This is a genomic window from Candidatus Photodesmus blepharonis (assembly GCF_000731795.2).
Classification (GTDB): Bacteria; Pseudomonadota; Gammaproteobacteria; order Enterobacterales; family Vibrionaceae; genus Vibrio; species Vibrio blepharonis.
Genome location: NZ_JGVK01000033.1, coordinates 46,978 through 66,856, shown reverse-complemented (window position 1 = coordinate 66,856; position 19,879 = coordinate 46,978). Strand labels below are relative to the sequence as shown.

32 protein-coding genes and 1 pseudogene are annotated in these 19,879 nt (G+C 39.9%); all 33 read left to right on the top strand.

Going from position 1 to position 19,879, the window contains the following annotated elements; genetic code table 11:
- Positions 1-95 precede the first annotated feature (95 nt).
- Entirely contained in the window at positions 96-1,397 is a 1,302-nt protein-coding gene (locus CF67_RS05140) for an adenylosuccinate synthase (RefSeq protein ID WP_034415303.1), read from the top strand.
- A gap of 140 nt (positions 1,398-1,537) precedes the next feature.
- Positions 1,538-2,158, top strand: coding sequence for a flagellar protein MotX (gene motX / locus CF67_RS05135; protein ID WP_034415274.1), 621 nt, complete (start codon positions 1,538-1,540; stop codon positions 2,156-2,158).
- Positions 2,159-2,250: 92 nt separating this feature from the next.
- A pseudogene (rnr, locus tag CF67_RS05130) lies at positions 2,251-4,464 on the top strand (ribonuclease R); the annotation flags it as partial.
- Positions 4,465-4,541: 77 nt separating this feature from the next.
- Positions 4,542-5,279, top strand: coding sequence for a 23S rRNA (guanosine(2251)-2'-O)-methyltransferase RlmB (gene rlmB / locus CF67_RS05125; protein WP_034415272.1), 738 nt, complete (start codon positions 4,542-4,544; stop codon positions 5,277-5,279).
- 328 nt (positions 5,280-5,607) lie between these two features.
- On the top strand, positions 5,608-5,919 hold the full coding sequence (gene rpsJ / locus CF67_RS05120) for a 30S ribosomal protein S10 (protein WP_034415270.1): 312 nt from the start codon (positions 5,608-5,610) through the stop codon (positions 5,917-5,919).
- A 14-nt stretch (positions 5,920-5,933) separates the two neighbouring features.
- Complete coding sequence (gene rplC, locus CF67_RS05115) at positions 5,934-6,575, top strand: 50S ribosomal protein L3 (RefSeq protein ID WP_034415267.1); 642 nt, start codon at positions 5,934-5,936, stop codon at positions 6,573-6,575.
- 9 nt (positions 6,576-6,584) lie between these two features.
- Positions 6,585-7,196 (top strand): 50S ribosomal protein L4, encoded by a 612-nt coding sequence (gene rplD / locus CF67_RS05110; RefSeq protein ID WP_034415265.1) that lies wholly within the window; start codon positions 6,585-6,587, stop codon positions 7,194-7,196.
- Entirely contained in the window at positions 7,186-7,476 is a 291-nt protein-coding gene (rplW, locus tag CF67_RS05105) for a 50S ribosomal protein L23 (RefSeq protein ID WP_034415298.1), read from the top strand. Before rplD ends, rplW begins: the two co-directional genes overlap by 11 nt.
- A 16-nt stretch (positions 7,477-7,492) precedes the next feature.
- Positions 7,493-8,317, top strand: a complete 825-nt coding sequence (gene rplB, locus CF67_RS05100) for a 50S ribosomal protein L2 (RefSeq protein WP_034415262.1) — start codon at positions 7,493-7,495, stop codon at positions 8,315-8,317.
- 27 nt (positions 8,318-8,344) lie between these two features.
- The gene (gene rpsS / locus CF67_RS05095) at positions 8,345-8,623 is read left to right on the top strand and encodes a 30S ribosomal protein S19 (RefSeq protein ID WP_034415261.1); all 279 of its coding nucleotides are present in this window, start codon (positions 8,345-8,347) and stop codon (positions 8,621-8,623) included.
- A 15-nt stretch (positions 8,624-8,638) separates the two neighbouring features.
- Complete coding sequence (gene rplV, locus CF67_RS05090; RefSeq protein WP_034415291.1) at positions 8,639-8,971, top strand: 50S ribosomal protein L22; 333 nt, start codon at positions 8,639-8,641, stop codon at positions 8,969-8,971.
- A gap of 19 nt (positions 8,972-8,990) precedes the next feature.
- Positions 8,991-9,695 (top strand): 30S ribosomal protein S3, encoded by a 705-nt coding sequence (gene rpsC, locus CF67_RS05085; RefSeq protein WP_034415258.1) that lies wholly within the window; start codon positions 8,991-8,993, stop codon positions 9,693-9,695.
- Positions 9,696-9,707: 12 nt separating this feature from the next.
- Complete coding sequence (gene rplP / locus CF67_RS05080) at positions 9,708-10,118, top strand: 50S ribosomal protein L16 (RefSeq protein ID WP_034415255.1); 411 nt, start codon at positions 9,708-9,710, stop codon at positions 10,116-10,118.
- Positions 10,118-10,306: a 50S ribosomal protein L29 gene (gene rpmC / locus CF67_RS05075; protein ID WP_034415253.1), complete on the top strand. Its 189-nt coding sequence runs from the start codon at positions 10,118-10,120 to the stop codon at positions 10,304-10,306. Before rplP ends, rpmC begins: the two co-directional genes overlap by 1 nt.
- Positions 10,307-10,308: 2 nt before the next feature.
- Positions 10,309-10,563, top strand: a complete 255-nt coding sequence (rpsQ, locus tag CF67_RS05070) for a 30S ribosomal protein S17 (protein ID WP_081847440.1) — start codon at positions 10,309-10,311, stop codon at positions 10,561-10,563.
- Positions 10,564-10,675: 112 nt separating this feature from the next.
- Positions 10,676-11,050, top strand: coding sequence for a 50S ribosomal protein L14 (gene rplN / locus CF67_RS05065; RefSeq protein ID WP_034415248.1), 375 nt, complete (start codon positions 10,676-10,678; stop codon positions 11,048-11,050).
- Positions 11,051-11,066: 16 nt separating this feature from the next.
- Positions 11,067-11,390, top strand: a complete 324-nt coding sequence (gene rplX / locus CF67_RS05060; protein WP_034415246.1) for a 50S ribosomal protein L24 — start codon at positions 11,067-11,069, stop codon at positions 11,388-11,390.
- Positions 11,391-11,415: 25 nt separating this feature from the next.
- Entirely contained in the window at positions 11,416-11,967 is a 552-nt protein-coding gene (rplE, locus tag CF67_RS05055; RefSeq protein ID WP_034415288.1) for a 50S ribosomal protein L5, read from the top strand.
- A gap of 4 nt (positions 11,968-11,971) precedes the next feature.
- The gene (rpsN, locus tag CF67_RS05050; RefSeq protein WP_034415245.1) at positions 11,972-12,277 is read left to right on the top strand and encodes a 30S ribosomal protein S14; all 306 of its coding nucleotides are present in this window, start codon (positions 11,972-11,974) and stop codon (positions 12,275-12,277) included.
- A gap of 29 nt (positions 12,278-12,306) precedes the next feature.
- Entirely contained in the window at positions 12,307-12,708 is a 402-nt protein-coding gene (gene rpsH, locus CF67_RS05045; RefSeq protein ID WP_034415243.1) for a 30S ribosomal protein S8, read from the top strand.
- A gap of 25 nt (positions 12,709-12,733) precedes the next feature.
- The gene (rplF, locus tag CF67_RS05040; protein ID WP_034415240.1) at positions 12,734-13,267 is read left to right on the top strand and encodes a 50S ribosomal protein L6; all 534 of its coding nucleotides are present in this window, start codon (positions 12,734-12,736) and stop codon (positions 13,265-13,267) included.
- Positions 13,268-13,277: 10 nt separating this feature from the next.
- On the top strand, positions 13,278-13,631 hold the full coding sequence (rplR, locus tag CF67_RS05035) for a 50S ribosomal protein L18 (RefSeq protein ID WP_034415286.1): 354 nt from the start codon (positions 13,278-13,280) through the stop codon (positions 13,629-13,631).
- A gap of 18 nt (positions 13,632-13,649) precedes the next feature.
- A complete protein-coding gene (gene rpsE, locus CF67_RS05030; protein ID WP_034415237.1) occupies positions 13,650-14,153 on the top strand; it encodes a 30S ribosomal protein S5 in 504 nt (167 codons plus the stop codon).
- 9 nt (positions 14,154-14,162) lie between these two features.
- A complete protein-coding gene (gene rpmD, locus CF67_RS05025) occupies positions 14,163-14,354 on the top strand; it encodes a 50S ribosomal protein L30 (RefSeq protein WP_034415235.1) in 192 nt (63 codons plus the stop codon).
- Complete coding sequence (gene rplO, locus CF67_RS05020) at positions 14,345-14,785, top strand: 50S ribosomal protein L15 (protein WP_034415233.1); 441 nt, start codon at positions 14,345-14,347, stop codon at positions 14,783-14,785. The genes rpmD and rplO overlap by 10 nt, the downstream gene beginning before the upstream one ends.
- Positions 14,778-16,103, top strand: a complete 1,326-nt coding sequence (gene secY, locus CF67_RS05015; RefSeq protein ID WP_034415231.1) for a preprotein translocase subunit SecY — start codon at positions 14,778-14,780, stop codon at positions 16,101-16,103. The genes rplO and secY overlap by 8 nt, the downstream gene beginning before the upstream one ends.
- Before the next feature lie 32 nt (positions 16,104-16,135).
- On the top strand, positions 16,136-16,249 hold the full coding sequence (gene rpmJ / locus CF67_RS05010) for a 50S ribosomal protein L36 (RefSeq protein ID WP_034415229.1): 114 nt from the start codon (positions 16,136-16,138) through the stop codon (positions 16,247-16,249).
- 148 nt (positions 16,250-16,397) lie between these two features.
- On the top strand, positions 16,398-16,754 hold the full coding sequence (gene rpsM / locus CF67_RS05005) for a 30S ribosomal protein S13 (RefSeq protein WP_034415226.1): 357 nt from the start codon (positions 16,398-16,400) through the stop codon (positions 16,752-16,754).
- Positions 16,755-16,775: 21 nt separating this feature from the next.
- On the top strand, positions 16,776-17,165 hold the full coding sequence (gene rpsK, locus CF67_RS05000; protein ID WP_034415223.1) for a 30S ribosomal protein S11: 390 nt from the start codon (positions 16,776-16,778) through the stop codon (positions 17,163-17,165).
- Between the two features lie 26 nt (positions 17,166-17,191).
- Positions 17,192-17,812 carry a 30S ribosomal protein S4 gene (gene rpsD / locus CF67_RS04995; RefSeq protein ID WP_034415221.1) on the top strand — a complete coding sequence of 207 codons (621 nt, stop codon included), beginning with the start codon at positions 17,192-17,194 and terminating at the stop codon, positions 17,810-17,812.
- Positions 17,813-17,847: 35 nt separating this feature from the next.
- Positions 17,848-18,837 (top strand): DNA-directed RNA polymerase subunit alpha, encoded by a 990-nt coding sequence (locus CF67_RS04990; RefSeq protein ID WP_034415220.1) that lies wholly within the window; start codon positions 17,848-17,850, stop codon positions 18,835-18,837.
- Positions 18,838-18,865: 28 nt separating this feature from the next.
- On the top strand, positions 18,866-19,222 hold the full coding sequence (gene rplQ, locus CF67_RS04985) for a 50S ribosomal protein L17 (protein WP_034415217.1): 357 nt from the start codon (positions 18,866-18,868) through the stop codon (positions 19,220-19,222).
- A gap of 31 nt (positions 19,223-19,253) precedes the next feature.
- Complete coding sequence (locus tag CF67_RS04980) at positions 19,254-19,865, top strand: flavin prenyltransferase UbiX (RefSeq protein WP_034415215.1); 612 nt, start codon at positions 19,254-19,256, stop codon at positions 19,863-19,865.
- The last annotated feature ends 14 nt before the right edge of the window (positions 19,866-19,879 follow it).

The window sequence follows — 19,879 nt, the reverse complement described above, 5'->3', positions numbered from 1 at the left end:
GGGGGGCCCCGTTTGCTCGTGATTAAAAGTCGCAGGAGATGTAATTTGATGTTAAAATGCACCTTCTAGAAGAGGTAATAGGGGCTAGCTGTTTGATGGTAAATAACGTGGTCGTTCTAGGCACCCAGTGGGGTGATGAAGGCAAGGGTAAAATTGTTGATCTTTTAACGGAAGATGCAAAATATGTTGTTCGTTACCAGGGTGGTCACAATGCAGGCCATACTCTTGTTGTTGATGGTAAAAAAATTATTCTGCATTTAATTCCCTCTGGCGTTCTTCGTAATGATGTGAAGTGCGTTATCGGTAATGGCGTAGTGTTGTCTCCAAGCGCTTTACTCAAGGAAATCAAATTGCTTGAAAAGCGTGGAATTCCGGTCAGTAGTCGTCTTTTCATTTCCGAAGGATGTCCCTTGATTCTCCCCTATCATGTTGCTGTTGATCAAGCACGCGAAGTTGCTCGCGGTGTGAAAGCAATTGGCACTACCGGTCGCGGTATTGGTCCTGCGTATGAGGATAAAGTTGCTCGTCGTGGATTACGTGTTGGTGATTTGTTTGATAAAGATAAATTTGCAGAAAAACTAAAAGATGTTATGGAGTTTCATAATTTTCAACTAGAGCATTTTTATAAAGTTGGCACATTGTCTTACAAAGAAGTATTAGATCAAGTGATGAGCTATACAGACTTACTCACTGCAATGGTTATTGATGTAGCTGATGAACTTGATTTTGCCCGTAAGCGCGGGGAGAGAATTATGTTTGAAGGTGCCCAAGGTACATTGTTAGATGTTGATCATGGTACCTATCCTTATGTTACCTCTTCCAATACTACTGTAGGCGGTGTTGTAGCAGGTTCTGGTTTTGGCCCTAGACATTTTGGCTATATTTTGGGTATTGCTAAAGCTTATTGTACTCGTGTTGGGTCAGGTCCATTTCCTACTGAACTTAATGGAAAAATAGGTAATCATTTGGGAGTTAGAGGTCATGAGTTAGGATCAACAACTGGTCGTAAGCGTCGTTGCGGTTGGTTCGATGTTGTTGCGATACGTCGTGCGGTCCAGGTTAATTCGATTTCAGGTTTTTGTCTAACTAAGTTAGATGTTTTAGATGGTTTAGAAGAACTAAAAATTTGCACTAGTTATAGAATGAAAGACGGTTCTGTTGTAGAAATTTTACCGATGGCCGCTGAATTATGCGAAGAGGTGACGCCAATTTATGAAACAATGCCAGGTTGGAGCAAAAATACGTTTGGTGTTAGATCGATAAAGGAATTGCCTCAAGCATCACTTGACTATATTCGGCGTATTGAAGAGTTAACTGGCGTTCAGATTGATATTATTTCGACTGGACCGGAGCGTGGCGAGACAATTATAAAAGTTCATCCATTTTACTTTAAGTAGTTATTTTATGCTTAAAGTTAGTTTTGTTATATGAGTGTTCCTTAGTTATTTGTTAATTTCTTTAAAGAGTTTGTTTTTTACTAACATAAAGATTATGCTTTTCCAAAGTATTTCACTAGATTAATTTAAAAATATTAAGTATGAAGCTACAAACTGTGGTAGTTTTGATATCATTGGTTCTGAGTTTATCAGTGAATTGTTTGGAATTGAGTGAACCCGTTCCTGTTTATTCTGAATCTGAATTAATTAAATTAATCCGAAAGAATAAACATTTAAAACGGATTAAAGCTGATGATTGTCAATTAGTTGAAGATATTATAGCCCGTGCTACTCGGATTAGCTTGCCGTCTTATGAGTTTTTGTATGGTGATATGTTAACCTGGGGTGTCTGCGTCGAACAAGATGTTGAACTAGGTTTATACTACATAGAAAGTGCTGCTCGTCAAGGGTTACCAAATGCTCTTGAGCAGCTAGGGCGTTATTATGCGCGTGGAATATTGGTTCAAGAAGACAAGGAACGTGCAATACGTTACTTACGGGAAGCAGCAGCTATTGGGAACCTAGATGCTCGAATTCATCTCGCTAAGCTATTATTATGGAACTATGGTAGTCCTTTAGATTATGAGGACGCTTATCGTTGGCTTCACAATTCTAAAAGTCCAGAGCGGCACGTTCGTAATGAAATTTCAATATTGCGTCAAAATTTAGCAAGACGTATGCCAAGTAACATCATTGCTAGAGCTCGAGAACGTAGTTTTTGAGATCATTAATTCCCTTTTTTAGATCTACTTTTACTTAGAAATTAAATTTGTAAAAGTATATTTATTGCAAATTTTATTTAAGCAAGTCTTTTATGTTTAACACTATCAATGGCGATCCATTTTTGGATCGTGAATCTAAAAATTATGAAAATCCAATTCCTAGCAGGGAGTTTATTCTAAAGTTTCTTGCTGAACTAGGTGTGCCAATGAGTCGCAATGGTTTATTTGAAGCGTTAAGATTATCTGGTAAGGGACGTTATGAGGGATTAAAACGTAGACTAAGAGCTATGGAAAGAGACGGACAGATTGTTTTTGTTGGCCATCACAGTTACGCTTTACCTGAAAAGTTAGAAATGGTGAAGGGATTTGTAATTGGACATAAAGATGGTTATGGTTGGGTTCGTCCTAAAAGCAGTATGGGTAAAAAAGATGCTGATGTTTTATTACCTTATCATCAAATGCGCACTGTTATCCACGGCGATTATGTGCTAATTCGTATCGTTGGTAAAGATAAGCGTTGTCGAAGTGAAGGTAGATTAGTGCAAATATTAGAGCAGCGTAAGGCTCCGATTGTTGGTCGTTTTTTTTGTAAATATAATTCTGCATGGGTGTTAGCGGATGATTCTCGCATTAATCAAGACGTTTTAATTCCAAACGAGCATAGAGGCAATGCTCAAATAGGAAGTGTAGTAGCAGTAGAGATTATTAAGCGAGATAATAATTCACAACAGATGAAAGGTCGGGTTATCGATGTTCTTGGTAAAAATACGGATCCCGGTATTGAGACGAAAGTAGCAATTCATACTTACCAGATCCCTAATGTTTGGCTTAATGATGTAGATAAACAACTCGTTGATATTGATGAGAAATTATCTCAAAAAGCAAAGGAAGATAGAGTAGATTTACGTGATTTGCCTTTAGTGACTATTGATGATGAGGATGCTTGCGATTTTGATGATGCATTATTTTGTGAAGTGCAAAATGATGGTGGTTGGCGCTTATGGGTTGCAGTTGCCGATGTAAGTTACTATATACGTCCTAATACTGCTCTGGATAGAGAAGCAATGAATCGAGGCAATTCCGTTTATTTCCCATCTCAGGTTGTACCTATGTTGCCAGAAATATTTTCTAATAATTTATGTTCTTTGAACCCTAAAGTAGATCGATTATGCATGGTTTGTGAAATGACTATTTCAAATCAGGGGAAGTTATTAGGTTATAAACACTATGAGGCAGTGATGAACTCGCATGCTCGCCTCACTTATAACAAAGTTGATGCGATCCTAAAGGGTGATGAAGAATTATGTAATATCTATAGGCCAATAGTACCAAATTTAAAAGCTCTTTATGAAATGTATAGAGTATTGAAAGAGTTACGCAGAAAACGTGGTGCCATCGAATTTGAAACAGTAGAAACGAAGTTTATTTTTAATGCTGATCTAAAAATTGAACATATTGAGCCTGTATTTCGTAATGATGCGCATAAAATAGTTGAAGAATGTATGATTCTAGCAAATATTGCTTCTGCTTCCTTAGTTGAAGAAGCTAAAGAGCCTGCTTTGTTTCGTATTCACGAGTCGCCGGATGAACTCCGTCTAGAAGAGTTCCGTAGTTTTTTGGGTGAATTGGGATTAAATTTGGAAGGAGGGAAAGAACCATCTTCTTCAGACTACGCTAATTTAATGAAAAAAATAAGTGAGCGTCAAGATAAAGAATTAATTCAAAATATGTTGCTTCGTTCTATGAAGCAGGCAGTGTACAGTCCAGACAATTGCGGTCACTTTGGTTTAGCACTAAAACGATACGCTCATTTTACCTCTCCAATTCGACGTTATCCAGATTTGTTATTACATCGTGTAATCAAGTACATTCTCTCTCAGAGAGAAAGTCGTAATCAAGAGCAATTTACGAGCTGTTTCCGTTATTCGCTCAATGATATAAACTTCTATGGTGAGCAGTGTTCGATGACGGAGCGTCGTGCTAACGAGGCTACTCGAAATGCGTCTGATTGGCTAAAATGTGAGTATATGCAAGATTACATTGGTAAGGAACTAGAGGGGTTGATCAGTAATGTAACAAGCTTTGGTTTTTTCGTACGTTTAACTGCGTTTCATATTGATGGTTTAGTACATATCTCGTCTCTGAGAAAAGAGTATTATCGGTTCGATTTAACTAATCAAAGAATTGTTGGCGAAAACTCTGGTACAATATATCGTCTAGGTGATGTGGTGGCAGTAAAGGTTCTGTCGGTTAGTTTAGAGAACAGAAAAATTGACTTTGAATTAGCTGAAACTAAGCAGAGCCTATCTCAAGCTGTATTGAAATGATCAAAGTGATGAAGTCAATAGACATCATTTAAAAGCGAAATACGATAGTGGTCGATATGAGTAACGAGATTATTTATGGGATTCATTCTGTGAGAGCAGTTTTAGAAAGAGATCCCGTTCGGTTAGTGGAAATATTTGTGCTAAAAGGACGTCATGGTAACCGGTTATCTAAATTATTGAATGAGTTGCAAGTTTGTGCTATTTCTATCCAAGAAATGGATAGAAAAATTCTTAGCAAGAAGGTCTCCGGAGGAAATCATCAAGGTATTGTTGCTAAAGTAAAAAAAGCTAAACGCTTTTGTGAAAATGATTTAGTCGCTATTTTAAGCAAGTACAAGGAGCCCCTTCTGTTGGTTCTTGATGGTGTGGTAGATCCCCATAATTTAGGTGCATGCTTACGTAATGCAGATGGTGCAGGTGTAGCAGCGGTCATTGTTCCCAAAGATAGAGCCGTGCTAGTAACCCCAACAGTGAGCAAAGTTGCGTCTGGTGCTGCTGAAACAGTGCCAGTAGTCCAGGTGACAAATCTCGCTCGTACCATGCGTACTTTGCAGGAGCAAGGTGTTTGGTTTGTGGGCACTGCTGCTGAGGCAATGCGTAGTATTTATCAAATTAAATTAACAGGTTCGTTGGCAATCGTTATAGGTTCAGAAGAAAATGGTATGCGTCATTTGACTCGTAAAACTTGTGATGATTTAGTTAAAATTCCAATGACAGGTAGTATTTCTAGTCTTAATGTTTCAGTTACATCAGGAATTTGCCTTTTTGAAGCAGTTCGTCAACGTTTAGTTTAGAGGTTTTATACTCGATAGAAAATAGCAACTAAATAATTAAATTAGATGCATAATGCTAAAATAAATCCTTTTATTTTTCTAGCAATACTTGCATGTAAAGTTGTCATCTGTATAATTCAGCAGACTAGTTAAGTTAGTAATGATTGGATGTAAGAAGGGATCCAGTTTGACTGCAATTCCCTCTCTTATTTTTTTGTTTGTTTTTTTTAGAGTTAACTGACAACGCGTCCGAATCCGGGATGCTATGGTTTCGCGTAGAACGATCAGCATTCTGGCAAGCTCAGATGCCGCTGGTTTTGTATAAATTTAATTATTGGAGCTCTGTCTTATGCAGAACCAACGTATTCGTATTCGCTTGAAGGCTTTTGATTATAGATTAATTGATACTTCTACTGCGGAGATTGTTGAAACAGCAAAACGTACTGGGGCACAGGTCCGTGGTCCTATTCCACTACCGACTCGTAAAGAGCGTTTCACTGTTCTCGTTTCTCCACATGCTAACAAAGATGCGCGTGATCAGTACGAAATTCGTACTCATAAGCGATTGATAGATATTATTGAGCCAACAGATAAGACTGTTGACGCTTTGATGCGTTTGGATCTTGCAGCAGGCGTTGATGTGCAAATCAGTTTAGGTTAGGGAAATTTAAAAGAATGATTGGTCTAGTCGGACGTAAAGCGGGCATGACCCGCGTGTTTACCGAAGGAGGCGTTTCCATCCCAGTAACTGTTATTGAAATTGAAGTAAATCGTGTTTCTCAAGTCAAGACTTTTGAGAGTGATGGTTACTCTGCAATTCAAGTGACTACTGGTGTTCGGAAGCCTAGCCGCGTTTCTAAACCAGAAGCTGGTCACCTGGCAAAAGCAGGTGTGGTTGCTGGTCGAGGTCTTTGGGAATTTCATTTAGAAAATGGCGAAAAATTTGAAGTTGGTTCTGAATTAAATGTGAATTTCTTCAGTGAAATTAAAAAGGTAGATGTCACTGCTAGATCTAAAGGTAAAGGTTTCCAAGGTACCGTTAAGCGTTGGAATTTTAGTACTCAAGATATGACTCATGGTAATTCTTTGTCCCATCGCGCGCCTGGTTCAATTGGTCAGTGTCAAACTCCAGGGCGTGTGTTTAAGGGGAAAAAAATGGCAGGGCATATGGGAGCTGCGCGTGTGACAACTCAGAGTTTAGAAATTGTGCGAATTGATATTGAACGTAATGCGATTCTCTTAAAAGGTGCGGTGCCAGGTTCGATCGGCGGCGATGTTATTGTTAAACCTGCCATTAAAGTAAAGCGTAACGTCTAGGAGTGAGTAATGGAGTTGATGGTTAAGGGTGCTAATGCATTAACTGTTTCTAAAACTACTTTTGGACATGAGTTTAACGAAGCGCTTGTTCACCAGGTAGTTGTTGCATTTTCAGCGGGAGCTCGTCAGGGTACGCGTTCCCAAAAGACGCGATCAGAAGTTTCTGGAGGCGGTACTAAACCATGGCGTCAGAAAGGTACTGGTCGTGCGCGTGCTGGTACTATTCGTAGTCCACTTTGGCGTTCAGGCGGTGTTACTTTTGCCGCTAAACCGCGAAGCTATAAGCAAAAGATCAATAAGAAGATGTATCGTGGAGCTATGAAAAGTATCCTTTCTGAGCTTATTCGTCAGGAAAGATTAGTTGTTGTTGAAAATCTTTCAGTAAAGGTACCGAAGACAAGAGAGTTGGTAGCTAGGCTCAGGGAGTTTGGGTTGAGTCATGTTTTAATTATTACGAATAAAGTAGATCAGAATTTATTTTTGGCTGCTCGTAACCTATACAGGGTTGATGTACGTAATGTTGCTGGTATTGATCCAGTTAGTTTAATTGCATTCGAAAAAGTTCTGATAACTGCTGAAGCAGTTAAGCAAGTTGAGGATATGCTTCATGATGGTCGATAAAGAGGGCGTATTTAAAATCATAAGGGGTCCACATATTTCTGAAAAGGCAACTGTAGCAGCTGAAAAATTGGGTACTGTTGTTTTGAAAGTAGCTAAAGACGCAACTAAGAAAGGGATAAAGAGAGCTGTGGAGCAGCTTTTCGGAGTTCAAGTGAGATCGGTGAATACTCTTATAGTTAAAGGTAAGTTAAAGCGTCAGGGGCGCCGTATCAATATTAAAAAAGCATACGTAATGTTAGAAAAAGGTCAAAATATTGATTTTATCGGCGGTGTGGAATAACAGGAGTAGTACAAAAATGGCTATTGTTAAGTGTAAGCCGACTTCCCCTGGTCGTCGTCATGTTGTTAAAGTTGTTAACGATGATCTATATAAGGGAGGGGCATATAGATCTCTTTTACAAAAAAACTCTAAAAAGGGTGGTCGTAACAATAACGGTCGTATTACGGTACGTCATGTTGGTGGTGGTCATAAGCACCATTATCGCGTGATCGACTTCAAGCGAAGCAAAGATAACATTTCAGCTAGGGTAGAGCGTTTAGAATACGATCCAAATCGTAGTGCTAACATAGCCCTTCTTTTATACGCTGATGGTGAACGCCGCTATATTATTGCTCCAAAAGGTATAAAAGAAGGCGATCATGTGCAATCTGGAACTGATGTTCCAATCAAAGTTGGTAATGCTCTTCCAATGCACAGTATTCCGGTAGGTTCTACTATACACTGTATTGAACTTAAGCCTAAAAAAGGTGCGCAACTAGCTCGTTCTGCTGGAGCTCATGCCCAGATTGTTGCTTGTGATGATGCTTACGTTACTATTCGCCTACGTTCTGGTGAAATACGGAAAGTATATTCTGAGTGTCGTGCGACTATTGGTGAAGTTGGTAGTTGCGAGCATATGTTACGTGAATTAGGCAAGGCTGGTGCTAATCGTTGGCGTGGTATTCGTCCAACTGTGCGTGGTGTTGTGATGAATCCAGTCGATCACCCACATGGGGGTGGTGAGGGTCGTACATCTGGTGGTCGTCATCCAGTTTCACCTTGGGGAATACCTACCAAAGGACTTAAGACTCGGAAAAATAAACGCACCGATAAATATATTATACGTCGTCGTAACAAATAATTTATACATTTAAAGAGGAATCCCATCATGGCACGTTCTCTCAAGAAAGGTCCATTCATAGACCTGCATTTGCTGAAGAAGGTAGAGAAAGCGGTGGAAAGTGGAGGGAAAAGACCTATCAAGACTTGGTCTCGTCGTTCGATGATCATTCCAACAATGATTGGTTTGACTATAGCTGTCCATAATGGTCGTCAGCATGTTCCAGTATTCGTTACTGAAGAAATGGTTGGTTACAAATTGGGAGAGTTTGCACCAACTCGTACTTATCGTGGGCACTCTGCAGATAAAAAAGCGAAGAAACGTTAGGGATATTAAAGTATGATAGAAGTGTTAGCTAAACATAATTTTGCTCGTATTTCACCCCAGAAAGCTCGCTTGGTTGCTGATGAAGTTCGCGGAAAAAATGTGGAACAAGCTCTGGAGATTTTAACTTTCAGCAACGCAAAAGCTGCTAATTTGATTAAAAAAGTTCTTGAATCAGCAATTGCGAATGCGGAACATAATGAAGGTGCGGATATTGATGATCTGAGCATCGCTAAAATACTCGTAGATGAGGGGCCTACCATGAAGCGTGTTATGCCTCGTGCAAAAGGTCGTGCTGATCGTATCTTGAGGCGTTCAAGCCATATCACTGTTATTGTGGTAGACCGCTAAAAGATTGGGAGAGATAGTAATGGGTCAAAAAGTACATCCGAATGGTATGCGTCTTGGTATAGTTAAAACTTGGAATGCAACATGGTTTGCCAATACTAAAGATTTTGCTGATAATCTAAATGGGGACTTTAAGGTTCGTCAATTTTTGATGAAAGAACTGCGAAAAGCATCTTTATCACGTATAATCATCGAACGTCCTGCCAAGAGCATTCGTGTTACGATTTATACTGCTCGTCCCGGTATTGTTATTGGGAAGAAAGGTGAGGATGTTGAGAGGTTACGTGCTTCTGTAGCTAAGATTGCAGGTGTACCAGCACAAATTAATATTACTGAGGTACGAAAGCCTGAGTTAGACGCACAGCTTGTAGGTGATAGCGTCGCATCTCAATTAGAACGTCGAGTGATGTTTCGTCGTGCTATGAAACGAGCAGTGCAAAATGCGATGCGTCTTGGTGCTAAAGGAATTAAAATAGAGATAAGTGGTCGTCTTGGAGGAGCAGAAATCGCGCGTTCTGAGTGGTATCGTGAAGGTCGTGTTCCTTTACACACATTGCGTGCTGACGTTAATTATGCAACTTCTTCTGCTTATACTCAGTATGGTGTAATAGGTATTAAGGTTTGGATTTTTCAGGGAGAAATCTTAGGTGGTATGCCAGTTATTGGTACAGTAGACTCGAAAAACGACAAGTTGTCTAATAAGAAACAACGTAAAGGCCGTAAATAAAGGAGTTGACAGATGTTACAACCTAAGCGTAGCAAGTTTCGTAAAGTTCAAACTGGGCGTAACCGTGGTTTAGCAAAAGGTACTAATATAAATTTTGGCGTTTTTGGTCTTAAAGCGGTGGGGCGCGGTCGTTTAAGTGCTCGTCAAATCGAGGCGGCTCGTCGTACGATGACACGTCATGTTAAGCGTCAAGGTAAGATTTGGATCCGTGTATTTCCAGATAAACCTGTTACGGAAAAACCGCTTGAAGTTCGCCAAGGAAAAGGTAAGGGTAATGTTGAGTACTGGGTAGCTCAAATTAAGCCTGGTAAGGTTATGTATGAGATGGATGGAGTGCCTGAAGAGTTGGCTCGTGAAGCGTTTCGACTTGCGTCGTGCAAGTTGCCATTTAAAACTACATTTGTAATTAAACAGGTGATCTGATGAAGGCGAAATCTCTACGTAAAAAGAACGTTGATGAACTGAATGCTGAGCTTTTAAATTTACTGCGTGAGCAGTTCAATTTGCGTGTCCAGGCCGCAACTGGTCAATTACAAAAGACTCATACTTTACGAGTTATACGCCACGACATCGCGCGTGTTAAAACTGTTTTAAGCGAAAAAGGTGAATAATGATTAGTGAGCAAAAACGTACTCAACAAGGTCGTGTAGTTAGTAATAGGATGGATAAATCTGTCGTTGTTTCTATCGAACGCATGGTGAAGCACCCGATTTACGGTAAGTTTGTCAGACGTACAACTAAGGTAAAAGTACATGATGAGAAAAATGAGTGTGCCTTAGGTGATAAAATTGAAATTACAGAATGTCGTCCACTTTCTAGAACTAAATCATGGCGATTGGTTAAAATTTTGGAAGAAGCAAAAGTTTAGTTGAGTTCTGGTATCTATCCAATTGCAACACTGAGTGGTACAGTTGCAGTTCTATTGTTTATCAAAGATAAAAGGAGGGCTAAGCTTTGGGATATTTTAGTGAAGTGCTAGTATGATACAAGTTCAAAGTATATTATATGCTGCTGATAATTCGGGTGCTCGTAGAGTGATGTGCATTAAGGTTCTTGGTGGTTCTCGTCGTCGGTATGCACATATAGGAGACATTATTAAGGTTGCCGTGAAGGAAGCTATCCCTCGAGGTAAAGTTAGAAAGGGTGATGTTCTTAAGGCTGTTGTTGTTCGAACCTGTAAGGGTGTGCGTCGTTCAGATGGTTCCGTTATTCGTTTTGATCGGAATGCCTGCGTACTGTTGAATGATACTACGGAGCAATCTATTGGTACACGTATCTTTGGTCCGGTAACACGCGAACTACGTAATGAAGCAAAGTTCATGAAGATAGTTTCGTTGGCTCCGGAAGTTTTGTAAGGAGTATTGTAAAGAAATGGCTGCAAAAATACGTCGTAATGATGATGTCATCGTTCTTACCGGCAAAGACAAAGGTAAAAAAGGTAAGGTAGTCAAGGTGTACCGGAGTGGTAAGGTTGTTGTTGAAGGTATCAATTTTATTAAGAAACATCAAAAGCCTGTGCCAGCTTCGGGTCAGAAGGGTGGTATCATTAAACAAGAAGCAGCTATTGATGTTTCTAATGTTGCAATTTTTAACACAACTACTGGCAAAGCAGACCGTGTTGGTTTTCGTTTTGAGGATGGAAAGAAAGTTCGTTTTTTTAAATCTAATGGCGAAAATATTTCTAGTTTTAAATAAAAAAAATAATTTGGAGAATTTTACTGTGGCGAAACTGCATGGTTACTATAAGTCATTTGTAGTTCCTGAACTTACGAAAAAGTTCAGTTACACGAGCGTCATGCAAGTCCCTAGGATTGAGAAAATTACGTTGAACATGGGTGTAGGTGAAGCAGTTAATGACAAGAAACTATTAGAAAATGCAGTATTTGATATGGAGATGATCTCTGGTCAAAAGCCTGTCATTACTAAAGCACGTAAATCCGTTGCTGGTTTTAAAATTCGTGAAGGTTACCCAATTGGTTGTAAAGCAACTTTGCGTGGTAGACGTATGTGGGAATTTTTTGAGCGCTTAATTTCAATTGCTCTCCCGCGTGTACGTGATTTTCGTGGCATGAACGCTAGGTCTTTTGATGGACGTGGCAACTACAGTATGGGTGTGCGTGAGCAAATCATCTTCCCTGAAATTGATTATGACAAGATCGATCGTGTACGTGGTCTTGATATTGCCATAACAACCTCAGCCGATACTGATGATGAAGGCCATGCCCTATTGGTTGCTTTTGGCTTCCCGTTACGTAAATTAGTGAAGGATTGATATCATGGCTAAACAATCGGTGAAAGCGCGAGAAGTTAGACGTGCTAAGTTGGTAGCTAGGTTTGCTAAGAAACGTTCTGTTTTTAAGGCTACTATTAGTGATATAAATGCATCTGATGAAGAGCGATGGAATGCAGTTTTAAAATTGCAATCTCTTCCGCGTGACTCGAGTGCATCGCGTCAGCGTAATCGTTGCAATCAGACAGGTCGTTCAAATGGTTATTTGCGCAAGTTCGGTCTAAGTCGTATTAAAGTTCGTGAGGCTTGTATGAAGGGTGAAATTCCAGGTCTTTGTAAAGCTAGTTGGTAATTGGTACTTAACCACTTGGAGTAAATTTTATGAGCATGCAAGATCCGATTTCGGATATGTTGACCCGAATTCGTAATGGTCAAGCAGCGAGAAAAGTTGCTGTGAAAATGCCTTCTTCAAAGCTGAAAGTCGCAATCGCTGAATTGCTTCAAATAGAAGGTTATATTTCTGATTTCAATGTTGAAAATGCTGGAGATCCAGCAAAGCCTGAGCTTAAGCTTGTTCTTAAGTATTTTCAAACGAAGCCGGTAATTGAAGAAATTCAGCGTGTATCACGTCCTGGCTTGCGTGTTTACAAGAAGAAGGATTCGTTGCCGTTAGTGATGGGCGGTTTGGGTGTTGCTGTGATATCTACCTCTAAAGGTCTAATGTCTGATCGTTCGGCTCGTGAAGTAGGTCTTGGCGGCGAAATTATTTGTTATGTAGCTTAATTATTATGATTGGGAAGAAGAGATTATGTCTCGCATTGCTAAAGTACCTGTCTCTATTCCGTTTGGTGTGAAGGTGAATTTAACCGATCAGGAAATCACTGTAAAGGGTGGTAATGGTGAACTGACTCGTGTGATAAATGACGCTGTAATGATTGAACAGAAGGGTAACAGTTTAGTTTTTCATGCACGTATCAGGGCCGCTGCTGCTCGCGCACAAGCTGGAACAGCTCGTGCTCTTGTAGATAATATGATCGTTGGTGTTACTCAGGGTTTTCATAAAAAACTAATTTTGAAGGGTGTTGGGTATCGTGTTGTTCTGAAAGACAACGTTGTAGTTTTAACTCTTGGATTTTCACATTCAATACAGCACGCTTTGCCTTGTGGTATCAAAGTGAATTGCCCAAATCAAACTGAGATCATAATTATGGGATGTGATAAACAGTTAGTTGGTCAGGTTGCGGCTGATATTCGTTCTTACCGCGAACCTGAGCCTTACAAGGGTAAAGGTATCCGTTATCTGGATGAGGATGTACGTACCAAAGAAGCTAAAAAGAAGTAAGGTTGACGCTATGGATAAGAAAGTATCTCGTATTCGCCGTGCTATGCGCACACGCTGTAAGATTGCAAAATTGGGGGAAATTCGTTTGGTGGTGCATCGAGCTTCACGCCACGTATATGCTCAAATTATCGCGCCTAACGGATCCGATGTTATTGCGGCAGCCTCGACTGTAGAGAGAGCTATACGTAGATCAGTAAAAAATACCGGTAATATCGAGGCAGCAAAAGTGGTAGGTAGAATTATTGCTGAACGTGCACTTGAAAGAGGTATCTCAAGTATTTCATTTGATCGTTCTGGTTTTCGATACCATGGTCGGATAGCGGCATTAGCAGAATCTGCTCGTGAAGTTGGTCTGAAATTCTAGTAAAGGTTGATAGTGAAGATGGCTAAAGAACAACAATCTAATGTTAATGACCTACAAGAAAAGCTAATCTCTGTGAATCGAGTCTCTAAGACAGTCAAGGGAGGACGCGTTATGAGTTTTACCGCGTTAACGGTAGTTGGTGATGGTAACGGTCGTGTAGGTTTTGGTTATGGGAAAGCTCGCGAGGTACCTGCTGCGATTCAGAAAGCAATGGAGAAAGCACGTAGAAATATGATCACTATTGCTCTCAAAGAAGGAACTCTTTATCATGCAGTGAAGGGTCGTCATTCAGGCTCTAAAATTTATATGCAGCCTGCTTCAGAGGGTACTGGTGTGATTGCGGGTGGTGCTATGCGTGCAGTACTTGAAGTAGCTGGTGTGCATAATGTATTGGCTAAGGCATACGGTTCTACTAATCCGATTAATGTTGTTCGTGCAACTATTGCAGGTTTAGTGGATGTTAAATCTCCAGAAATGGTTGCTGCTAAGCGTGGTCTGGCTGTTGAGAATATTTTAAGGTAGAAGAGTGCTATGGCAATTGTTAGAGTAACTCAAATTAAAAGTGTAATCGGGTGTCTACCTAAGCATAGGGCATGCCTTAAAGGTTTAGGACTTTGTAAAATTAATCAAACAGTCGAACTTGAGGATACGCCGTGTATTCGTGGTATGATAAATAAAGTTCATTATATGGTTAAGGTTGAGGAGAGTTTGGGATGCGTTTAAATACTCTATCACCGGCTTTAGGCTCTAAGTTTTTAAAGAAGCGTTTAGGTCGCGGTATTGCTTCAACTTTTGGTAAGACAGGAGGTCGTGGTCATAAGGGACAAAAATCACGCTCTGGAAGCAGTATTCATTTAGGTTTTGAAGGGGGGCAGATGCCTTTAAAACAACGTCTACCTAAATTAGGCTTTACCTCTCGCAGGAGCCTGTTATCTGCTGAGGTTCGTTTATCTGAATTAAGAAAAGTAGCCGGCGATGTAGTTGATATTAAAAGTCTTAAGGTAGCCAATATTATTTCTAAGAATATTAAGTTTGTTAAAATTTTTCTTTCTAAAGATAGATTTAGTAAGGTTGTTACCATTAGAGGTATACGTGTAACGAAAGGTGCTAGAGGTGTTGTTGAAGCTTTAGGTGGTAAAGTTATAGATGGTTAAGAAATCAGATTTTCGTAATGCGCAAACTGGTTTGATTCGGTTAAGGTCGCGTTTGTTGTTCGTCATAGGTGCTCTTTTAGTGTTTCGAGCAGGTTCTTTTGTGCCTGTTCCTGGCGTTAATGCAGCTGTGCTTGCTGATTTATTTGCGCAACAAAAAGGGACTATTGTAGAGATGTTTAACATGTTTTCTGGTGGAGCCCTCGAACGTGCGTCTATTTTAGCATTAGGAATTATGCCTTATATTTCAGCTTCTATTATTATTCAATTGCTTACCCTAGTTCATCCACCGTTAATTGAACTAAAAAAAGAAGGTGAAGCTGGTCGCCGTAAAATAAGCCAGTATACGCGTTATATGACTCTTTTATTGGCAACATTTCAGGCTATTGGCGTTGCAACTGGTTTACCAAATATGGTCGATAATTTAGTTGTTATAGACAAAGCTGTGTTTACACTCATTGCCACCGTGAGTTTAGTAACTGGCACTATGTTTTTGATGTGGTTAGGTGAGCAGGTTACAGATCGTGGTGTTGGTAATGGCATTTCGTTATTGATTTTTGCGGGTATTGTCGCGGGATTGCCTTCTGCAATCGGAAAAACCTTTGAGCAAGCACGGCAAGGTGAATTGCATTTTCTTCTATTATTGCTAATGAGTATGTTAGTTTTCTGTGTAATTTATTTTGTTGTTTTTATGGAACGTGGTCAGCGTCGTATAGCTGTTAATTATGCAAAGCGTCAACATGGTCGCAAAATTTTTGCCGCTCAAAGTACTCATTTGCCTTTGAAAATTAATATGGCGGGGGTTATACCAGCGATTTTTGCATCAAGTATTATTTTATTTGCAGGCACGTTGTCTCAATGGTTTGGTCAAGGTGATGAGAGTAATCCTTCTTGGTTAACTGATATATCTATAGCTCTCAGCCCAGGTCAGCCGTTATATGTTATTTGTTATGCGGTCGCGATAATTTTTTTCTGTTTTTTCTATACAGCTTTAGTCTTTAATCCACGTGAGACAGCAGATAACCTAAAAAAATCTGGTGCATTTATACCTGGCATTCGTCCAGGTGAACAGACAGCAAGGTATATTGATAAAGTAATGGCGCGTTTAACTCTTGTTGGCGCACTGTACATTGCTTTTATTTGTTTAATTCCAGAATTTATGATGGTAGCTTGGAATGTTCGTTTTTATTTCGGTGGTACATCATTGTTGATAGTGGTTGTTGTAATCATGGATTTTATGGCGCAAGTTCAAACTTATCTGATGTCGCAACAATATGATTCTGTGTTAAGAAAAGCGAATCTTAAAGGCTACAGTCGTTGATCAAAGTGTCATTTTTGTGGAGTAATTAAAGAGTGAAAGTTCGTGCTTCTGTTAAGAAAATTTGTCGTAATTGTAAGTTGATCAAGCGCAACGGTGTTATTCGTGTTATTTGTGTGGAGCCAAGACACAAGCAACGCCAAGGGTAATTAGAAATTTTTACTTGAAATACGATACTGTCAAGTATATTCTTGGTCAAGTGTTTGTGTGCAAGAGAATCTGAGTAGTATTCCACGGTGTATCCTCAACGGGCTTTACCGGGATGTTTTTTTATATTGTAATTACTAGGAGTTAATAGTGGCCCGTATAGCAGGTATTAATATTCCTGATCAAAAACATGCTGAAATTGCTTTAACTGCAATTTACGGTATCGGTAGGACTCGTTCCAGAGCTATTTTGGCTAAGGTGGGTATCAATACAGCCGTCAAGATCAGTGAGCTAAGCGAAGAACAGCTTAATAAGCTACGTGATAGTATAGCCGGACATACTGTGGAGGGCGATTTACGTCGCGAAGTATCCATGAATATCAAACATCTTATGGACCTTGGCTGTTACCGAGGTCTTCGTCATCGTCGCAGTCTACCATTACGTGGGCAGCGTACTAAAACCAATGCTCGTACCCGCAAGGGTCCGCGTAAGCCGATTAAAAAATAGATCGGATAAGGTAACTTTAAAATGGTAAAACAAGCAACTCGCCCTCTTAAGCGAGTACGTAAGCAGGTTTCTGATGGTGTAGCGCATATTCATTCATCTTTTAATAATACAATTGTGACTATTACAGATCGTCAGGGTAATGCCTTAGCTTGGGCAACTGCTGGTGGTTCTGGATTCCGTGGATCTCGTAAATCCACTCCCTTTGCTGCTCAAATTGCTGCTGAACGTTGCGCTGAAATGGCTAAAGAATACGGTTTAAGAAACTTAGAAGTTATGATTAAGGGTCCAGGTCCAGGGCGGGAATCTACTGTTCGTGCGCTGAACGCTGCTGGTTTTCGTATTACGAATATTGTTGATGCCACACCAATCCCTCATAATGGTTGTCGTCCGCCTAAAAAACGTCGTGTGTAACCTTTTTGAAATATTGGAGAAAGATTATGGCAAGGTATCTAGGTCCCAAATTAAAGCTTAGTCGTAGAGAAGGGACTGACTTGTTCCTTAAGTCTGGTGTACGTTCCATTGATAGTAAGTGTAAAATTGATAATGTGCCAGGTATACATGGAGCTCGTCGTGGTCGTTTGTCTGAATACGGTATTCAATTGCGTGAAAAGCAGAAAGTTCGGCGTATCTATGGAGTTTTAGAAAAGCAATTTCGCAATTATTATAAAAAGGCTGCACGTCTTAAGGGAAACACAGGTGAAAACTTGCTTCAGCTTCTTGAAGGGCGTCTTGATAACATAATTTACCGTATGGGGTTTGGTGTAACTCGCGCAGAGTCGCGTCAGTTAGTCAATCATAAGGCTGTTCTAGTCAATGGTAGTGTTGTTAATATTCCTTCCTTCAAAGTATTGGTTAACGATATAATTTCAATCCGTGAAAAAGCTCAGAAGCAAGCTCGTATTAAGGCTGCTTTAGATATTGCTGAACAACGCGAAAAAATAACTTGGATTGAAATTCATGTTGATAAGATGGAAGGTAAGATTAAGCGCGTACCTGAGCGTTCTGATTTTTCACCTGATATCAATGAGCAATTGATTGTCGAACTTTACTCTAAGTAAATTTCGGATTTAATTTAGAACTAAGAGAGGATATAATGCAAGGTTCTGCAACGGAATTTCTTAAGCCGCGCTTCGTTGACATAGAGCAGATTAATACGAAGCATGCAAAAGTCACTCTTGAGCCGTTAGAGCGTGGCTTTGGTCATACTCTAGGTAATGCGTTGCGTCGTATTCTTCTATCTTCTATGCCAGGCTGTGCTGTAACAGAAGTGGAGATTGAAGGCGTATTACACGAATATAGTACTAAGGAAGGAGTACAAGAGGATATTCTTGAGATCCTTCTGAATCTTAAAGGGCTTTCTATAAGGGTTGCTGATGGAAAAGATGAAGTATTTATTGAATTAAGCAAATCAGGCTTGGGTCCTGTGACTGCGGCTGATATTATTTGCGATGCTGATGTTAGGATCGTAAATCCAGAACATGTTATTTGTCATCTGACTGCTGATGATGCTGAAATTACTATGCGAATTAAGGTAGAACGGGGTCGAGGTTACGTTCCAGCTTCTGCTCGTGTCCATATTGAAGATGAGCGTCCAATTGGTCGTTTATTAGTAGACGCAACATATAGTCCAGTGGATAAGATTGCTTATTCGGTTGAAGCCGCCCGCGTAGAGCAGCGTACAGATTTAGATAAGCTTGTAATTGATATGGAGACGAATGGTACTTTGGAACCTGAAGAGGCTATTCGTCGCGCCGCTACTATTTTAGCTGAGCAACTGGACGCTTTCGTTGACTTACGTGACTTACGGGTGCCTGAAGAGAAAGAAGAAAAACCAGAGTTTGATCCCATTTTACTACGTCCTGTGGATGATCTTGAATTGACAGTTCGCTCTGCTAATTGTTTAAAAGCGGAGGCGGTCCATTATATTGGTGATCTTGTACAGCGTACTGAAGTAGAGTTGCTTAAGACTCCAAATCTTGGTAAAAAATCTCTTACGGAAATTAAGGATGTACTTGCATCACGTGGTCTTTCTCTTGGTATGCGCCTTGAAAATTGGCCTCCAGCGTCTATTGTTGAAGATTAATATACAATAATTTAATAAGGATTAGATTATGCGTCATCTTAAGAGTGGTCGTAGATTAAACCGTAATAGTAGTCATCGTAAAGCAATGTTGAGTAATATGTCTAGTTCTCTTGTTACTAATGAGATCATTAGGACTACTTTATCAAAAGCAAAGGAGCTACGTCGTGTAATTGAGCCTTTAGTTACATTAGCTAAAAAAGATACTGTTGCTAGTCGCCGTCTTGTGTTTTCACGTATTCGTAATGATCGAGTAGTTGCGAAATTGTTTAATAAATTAGGTCCACGATTCGTTGCTCGTAACGGCGGTTATACTCGTATTTTAAAAGCTGGTTTTCGTGTTGGCGATAAAGCTCCAATGGCTTATATTGAATTTGTTGATCGTTAACGTTTTCTGATTTAGTGTATTATAATTGCAGATGATTAGGGAAAAATCAATAACTCTCGCAATTACGGGTGCGTCCGGCGCTTTTTATGCCCTGCGTCTGCTTGAGTGTTTATTGTCTTTACGGTATAAAGTGCACTTGTTGATATCATCAGCAGCAAAGGTGGTTTTAGCTGCTGAGAATAATTTTCAGTTGCCGGATGAACTACCAATGATAAAAAAGGCTTTCCTTGACCGTTTTGGCTGTCTTTCAAATAATCTGGAGGTTTACGGTCAAAAAGACTGGTTTTCACCTTTAGCTTCAGGATCAGATGCACCAAAGCAAATGGTTGTTTGTCCGTGTTCTATGGGTAGCGTTGCTTCGATTGCGCATGGCATATCCAAAAATTTGATTGATAGAGCTGCTGATGTGGTTATAAAAGAATGCGGTCAACTTTTGTTGGTGGTTCGTGAAACTCCATTTTCAACTCTTCACTTAGCTAACATGTATAAATTAGCTCAAATGGGTATTACTATTATGCCTGCTTCGCCTGGTTTTTATCATCATCCTAAGTCGATTGCAGATTTGGTTGAGTTTATTGTAGCGCGTATTTTGGAACATCTTGATATTAAACAGAAATTAATTCCACGTTGGGGAACGGATTGATCATTGTTAAAACT

Coding starts and splice junctions, on each gene's coding strand:
- CF67_RS05140 (WP_034415303.1), top strand. CDS start 96: ATGGTAAATAACGTGGTCGTTCTAGGCACCCAGTGGGGTGATGAAGGC.
- motX (WP_034415274.1), top strand. CDS start 1,538: ATGAAGCTACAAACTGTGGTAGTTTTGATATCATTGGTTCTGAGTTTA.
- rlmB (WP_034415272.1), top strand. CDS start 4,542: ATGAGTAACGAGATTATTTATGGGATTCATTCTGTGAGAGCAGTTTTA.
- rpsJ (WP_034415270.1), top strand. CDS start 5,608: ATGCAGAACCAACGTATTCGTATTCGCTTGAAGGCTTTTGATTATAGA.
- rplC (WP_034415267.1), top strand. CDS start 5,934: ATGATTGGTCTAGTCGGACGTAAAGCGGGCATGACCCGCGTGTTTACC.
- rplD (WP_034415265.1), top strand. CDS start 6,585: ATGGAGTTGATGGTTAAGGGTGCTAATGCATTAACTGTTTCTAAAACT.
- rplW (WP_034415298.1), top strand. CDS start 7,186: ATGGTCGATAAAGAGGGCGTATTTAAAATCATAAGGGGTCCACATATT.
- rplB (WP_034415262.1), top strand. CDS start 7,493: ATGGCTATTGTTAAGTGTAAGCCGACTTCCCCTGGTCGTCGTCATGTT.
- rpsS (WP_034415261.1), top strand. CDS start 8,345: ATGGCACGTTCTCTCAAGAAAGGTCCATTCATAGACCTGCATTTGCTG.
- rpsC (WP_034415258.1), top strand. CDS start 8,991: ATGGGTCAAAAAGTACATCCGAATGGTATGCGTCTTGGTATAGTTAAA.
- rplP (WP_034415255.1), top strand. CDS start 9,708: ATGTTACAACCTAAGCGTAGCAAGTTTCGTAAAGTTCAAACTGGGCGT.
- rpmC (WP_034415253.1), top strand. CDS start 10,118: ATGAAGGCGAAATCTCTACGTAAAAAGAACGTTGATGAACTGAATGCT.
- rplN (WP_034415248.1), top strand. CDS start 10,676: ATGATACAAGTTCAAAGTATATTATATGCTGCTGATAATTCGGGTGCT.
- rplX (WP_034415246.1), top strand. CDS start 11,067: ATGGCTGCAAAAATACGTCGTAATGATGATGTCATCGTTCTTACCGGC.
- rpsN (WP_034415245.1), top strand. CDS start 11,972: ATGGCTAAACAATCGGTGAAAGCGCGAGAAGTTAGACGTGCTAAGTTG.
- rpsH (WP_034415243.1), top strand. CDS start 12,307: ATGAGCATGCAAGATCCGATTTCGGATATGTTGACCCGAATTCGTAAT.
- rplF (WP_034415240.1), top strand. CDS start 12,734: ATGTCTCGCATTGCTAAAGTACCTGTCTCTATTCCGTTTGGTGTGAAG.
- rplR (WP_034415286.1), top strand. CDS start 13,278: ATGGATAAGAAAGTATCTCGTATTCGCCGTGCTATGCGCACACGCTGT.
- rpsE (WP_034415237.1), top strand. CDS start 13,650: ATGGCTAAAGAACAACAATCTAATGTTAATGACCTACAAGAAAAGCTA.
- rpmD (WP_034415235.1), top strand. CDS start 14,163: ATGGCAATTGTTAGAGTAACTCAAATTAAAAGTGTAATCGGGTGTCTA.
- rplO (WP_034415233.1), top strand. CDS start 14,345: ATGCGTTTAAATACTCTATCACCGGCTTTAGGCTCTAAGTTTTTAAAG.
- secY (WP_034415231.1), top strand. CDS start 14,778: ATGGTTAAGAAATCAGATTTTCGTAATGCGCAAACTGGTTTGATTCGG.
- rpsK (WP_034415223.1), top strand. CDS start 16,776: ATGGTAAAACAAGCAACTCGCCCTCTTAAGCGAGTACGTAAGCAGGTT.
- rpsD (WP_034415221.1), top strand. CDS start 17,192: ATGGCAAGGTATCTAGGTCCCAAATTAAAGCTTAGTCGTAGAGAAGGG.
- CF67_RS04990 (WP_034415220.1), top strand. CDS start 17,848: ATGCAAGGTTCTGCAACGGAATTTCTTAAGCCGCGCTTCGTTGACATA.
- rplQ (WP_034415217.1), top strand. CDS start 18,866: ATGCGTCATCTTAAGAGTGGTCGTAGATTAAACCGTAATAGTAGTCAT.
- CF67_RS04980 (WP_034415215.1), top strand. CDS start 19,254: ATGATTAGGGAAAAATCAATAACTCTCGCAATTACGGGTGCGTCCGGC.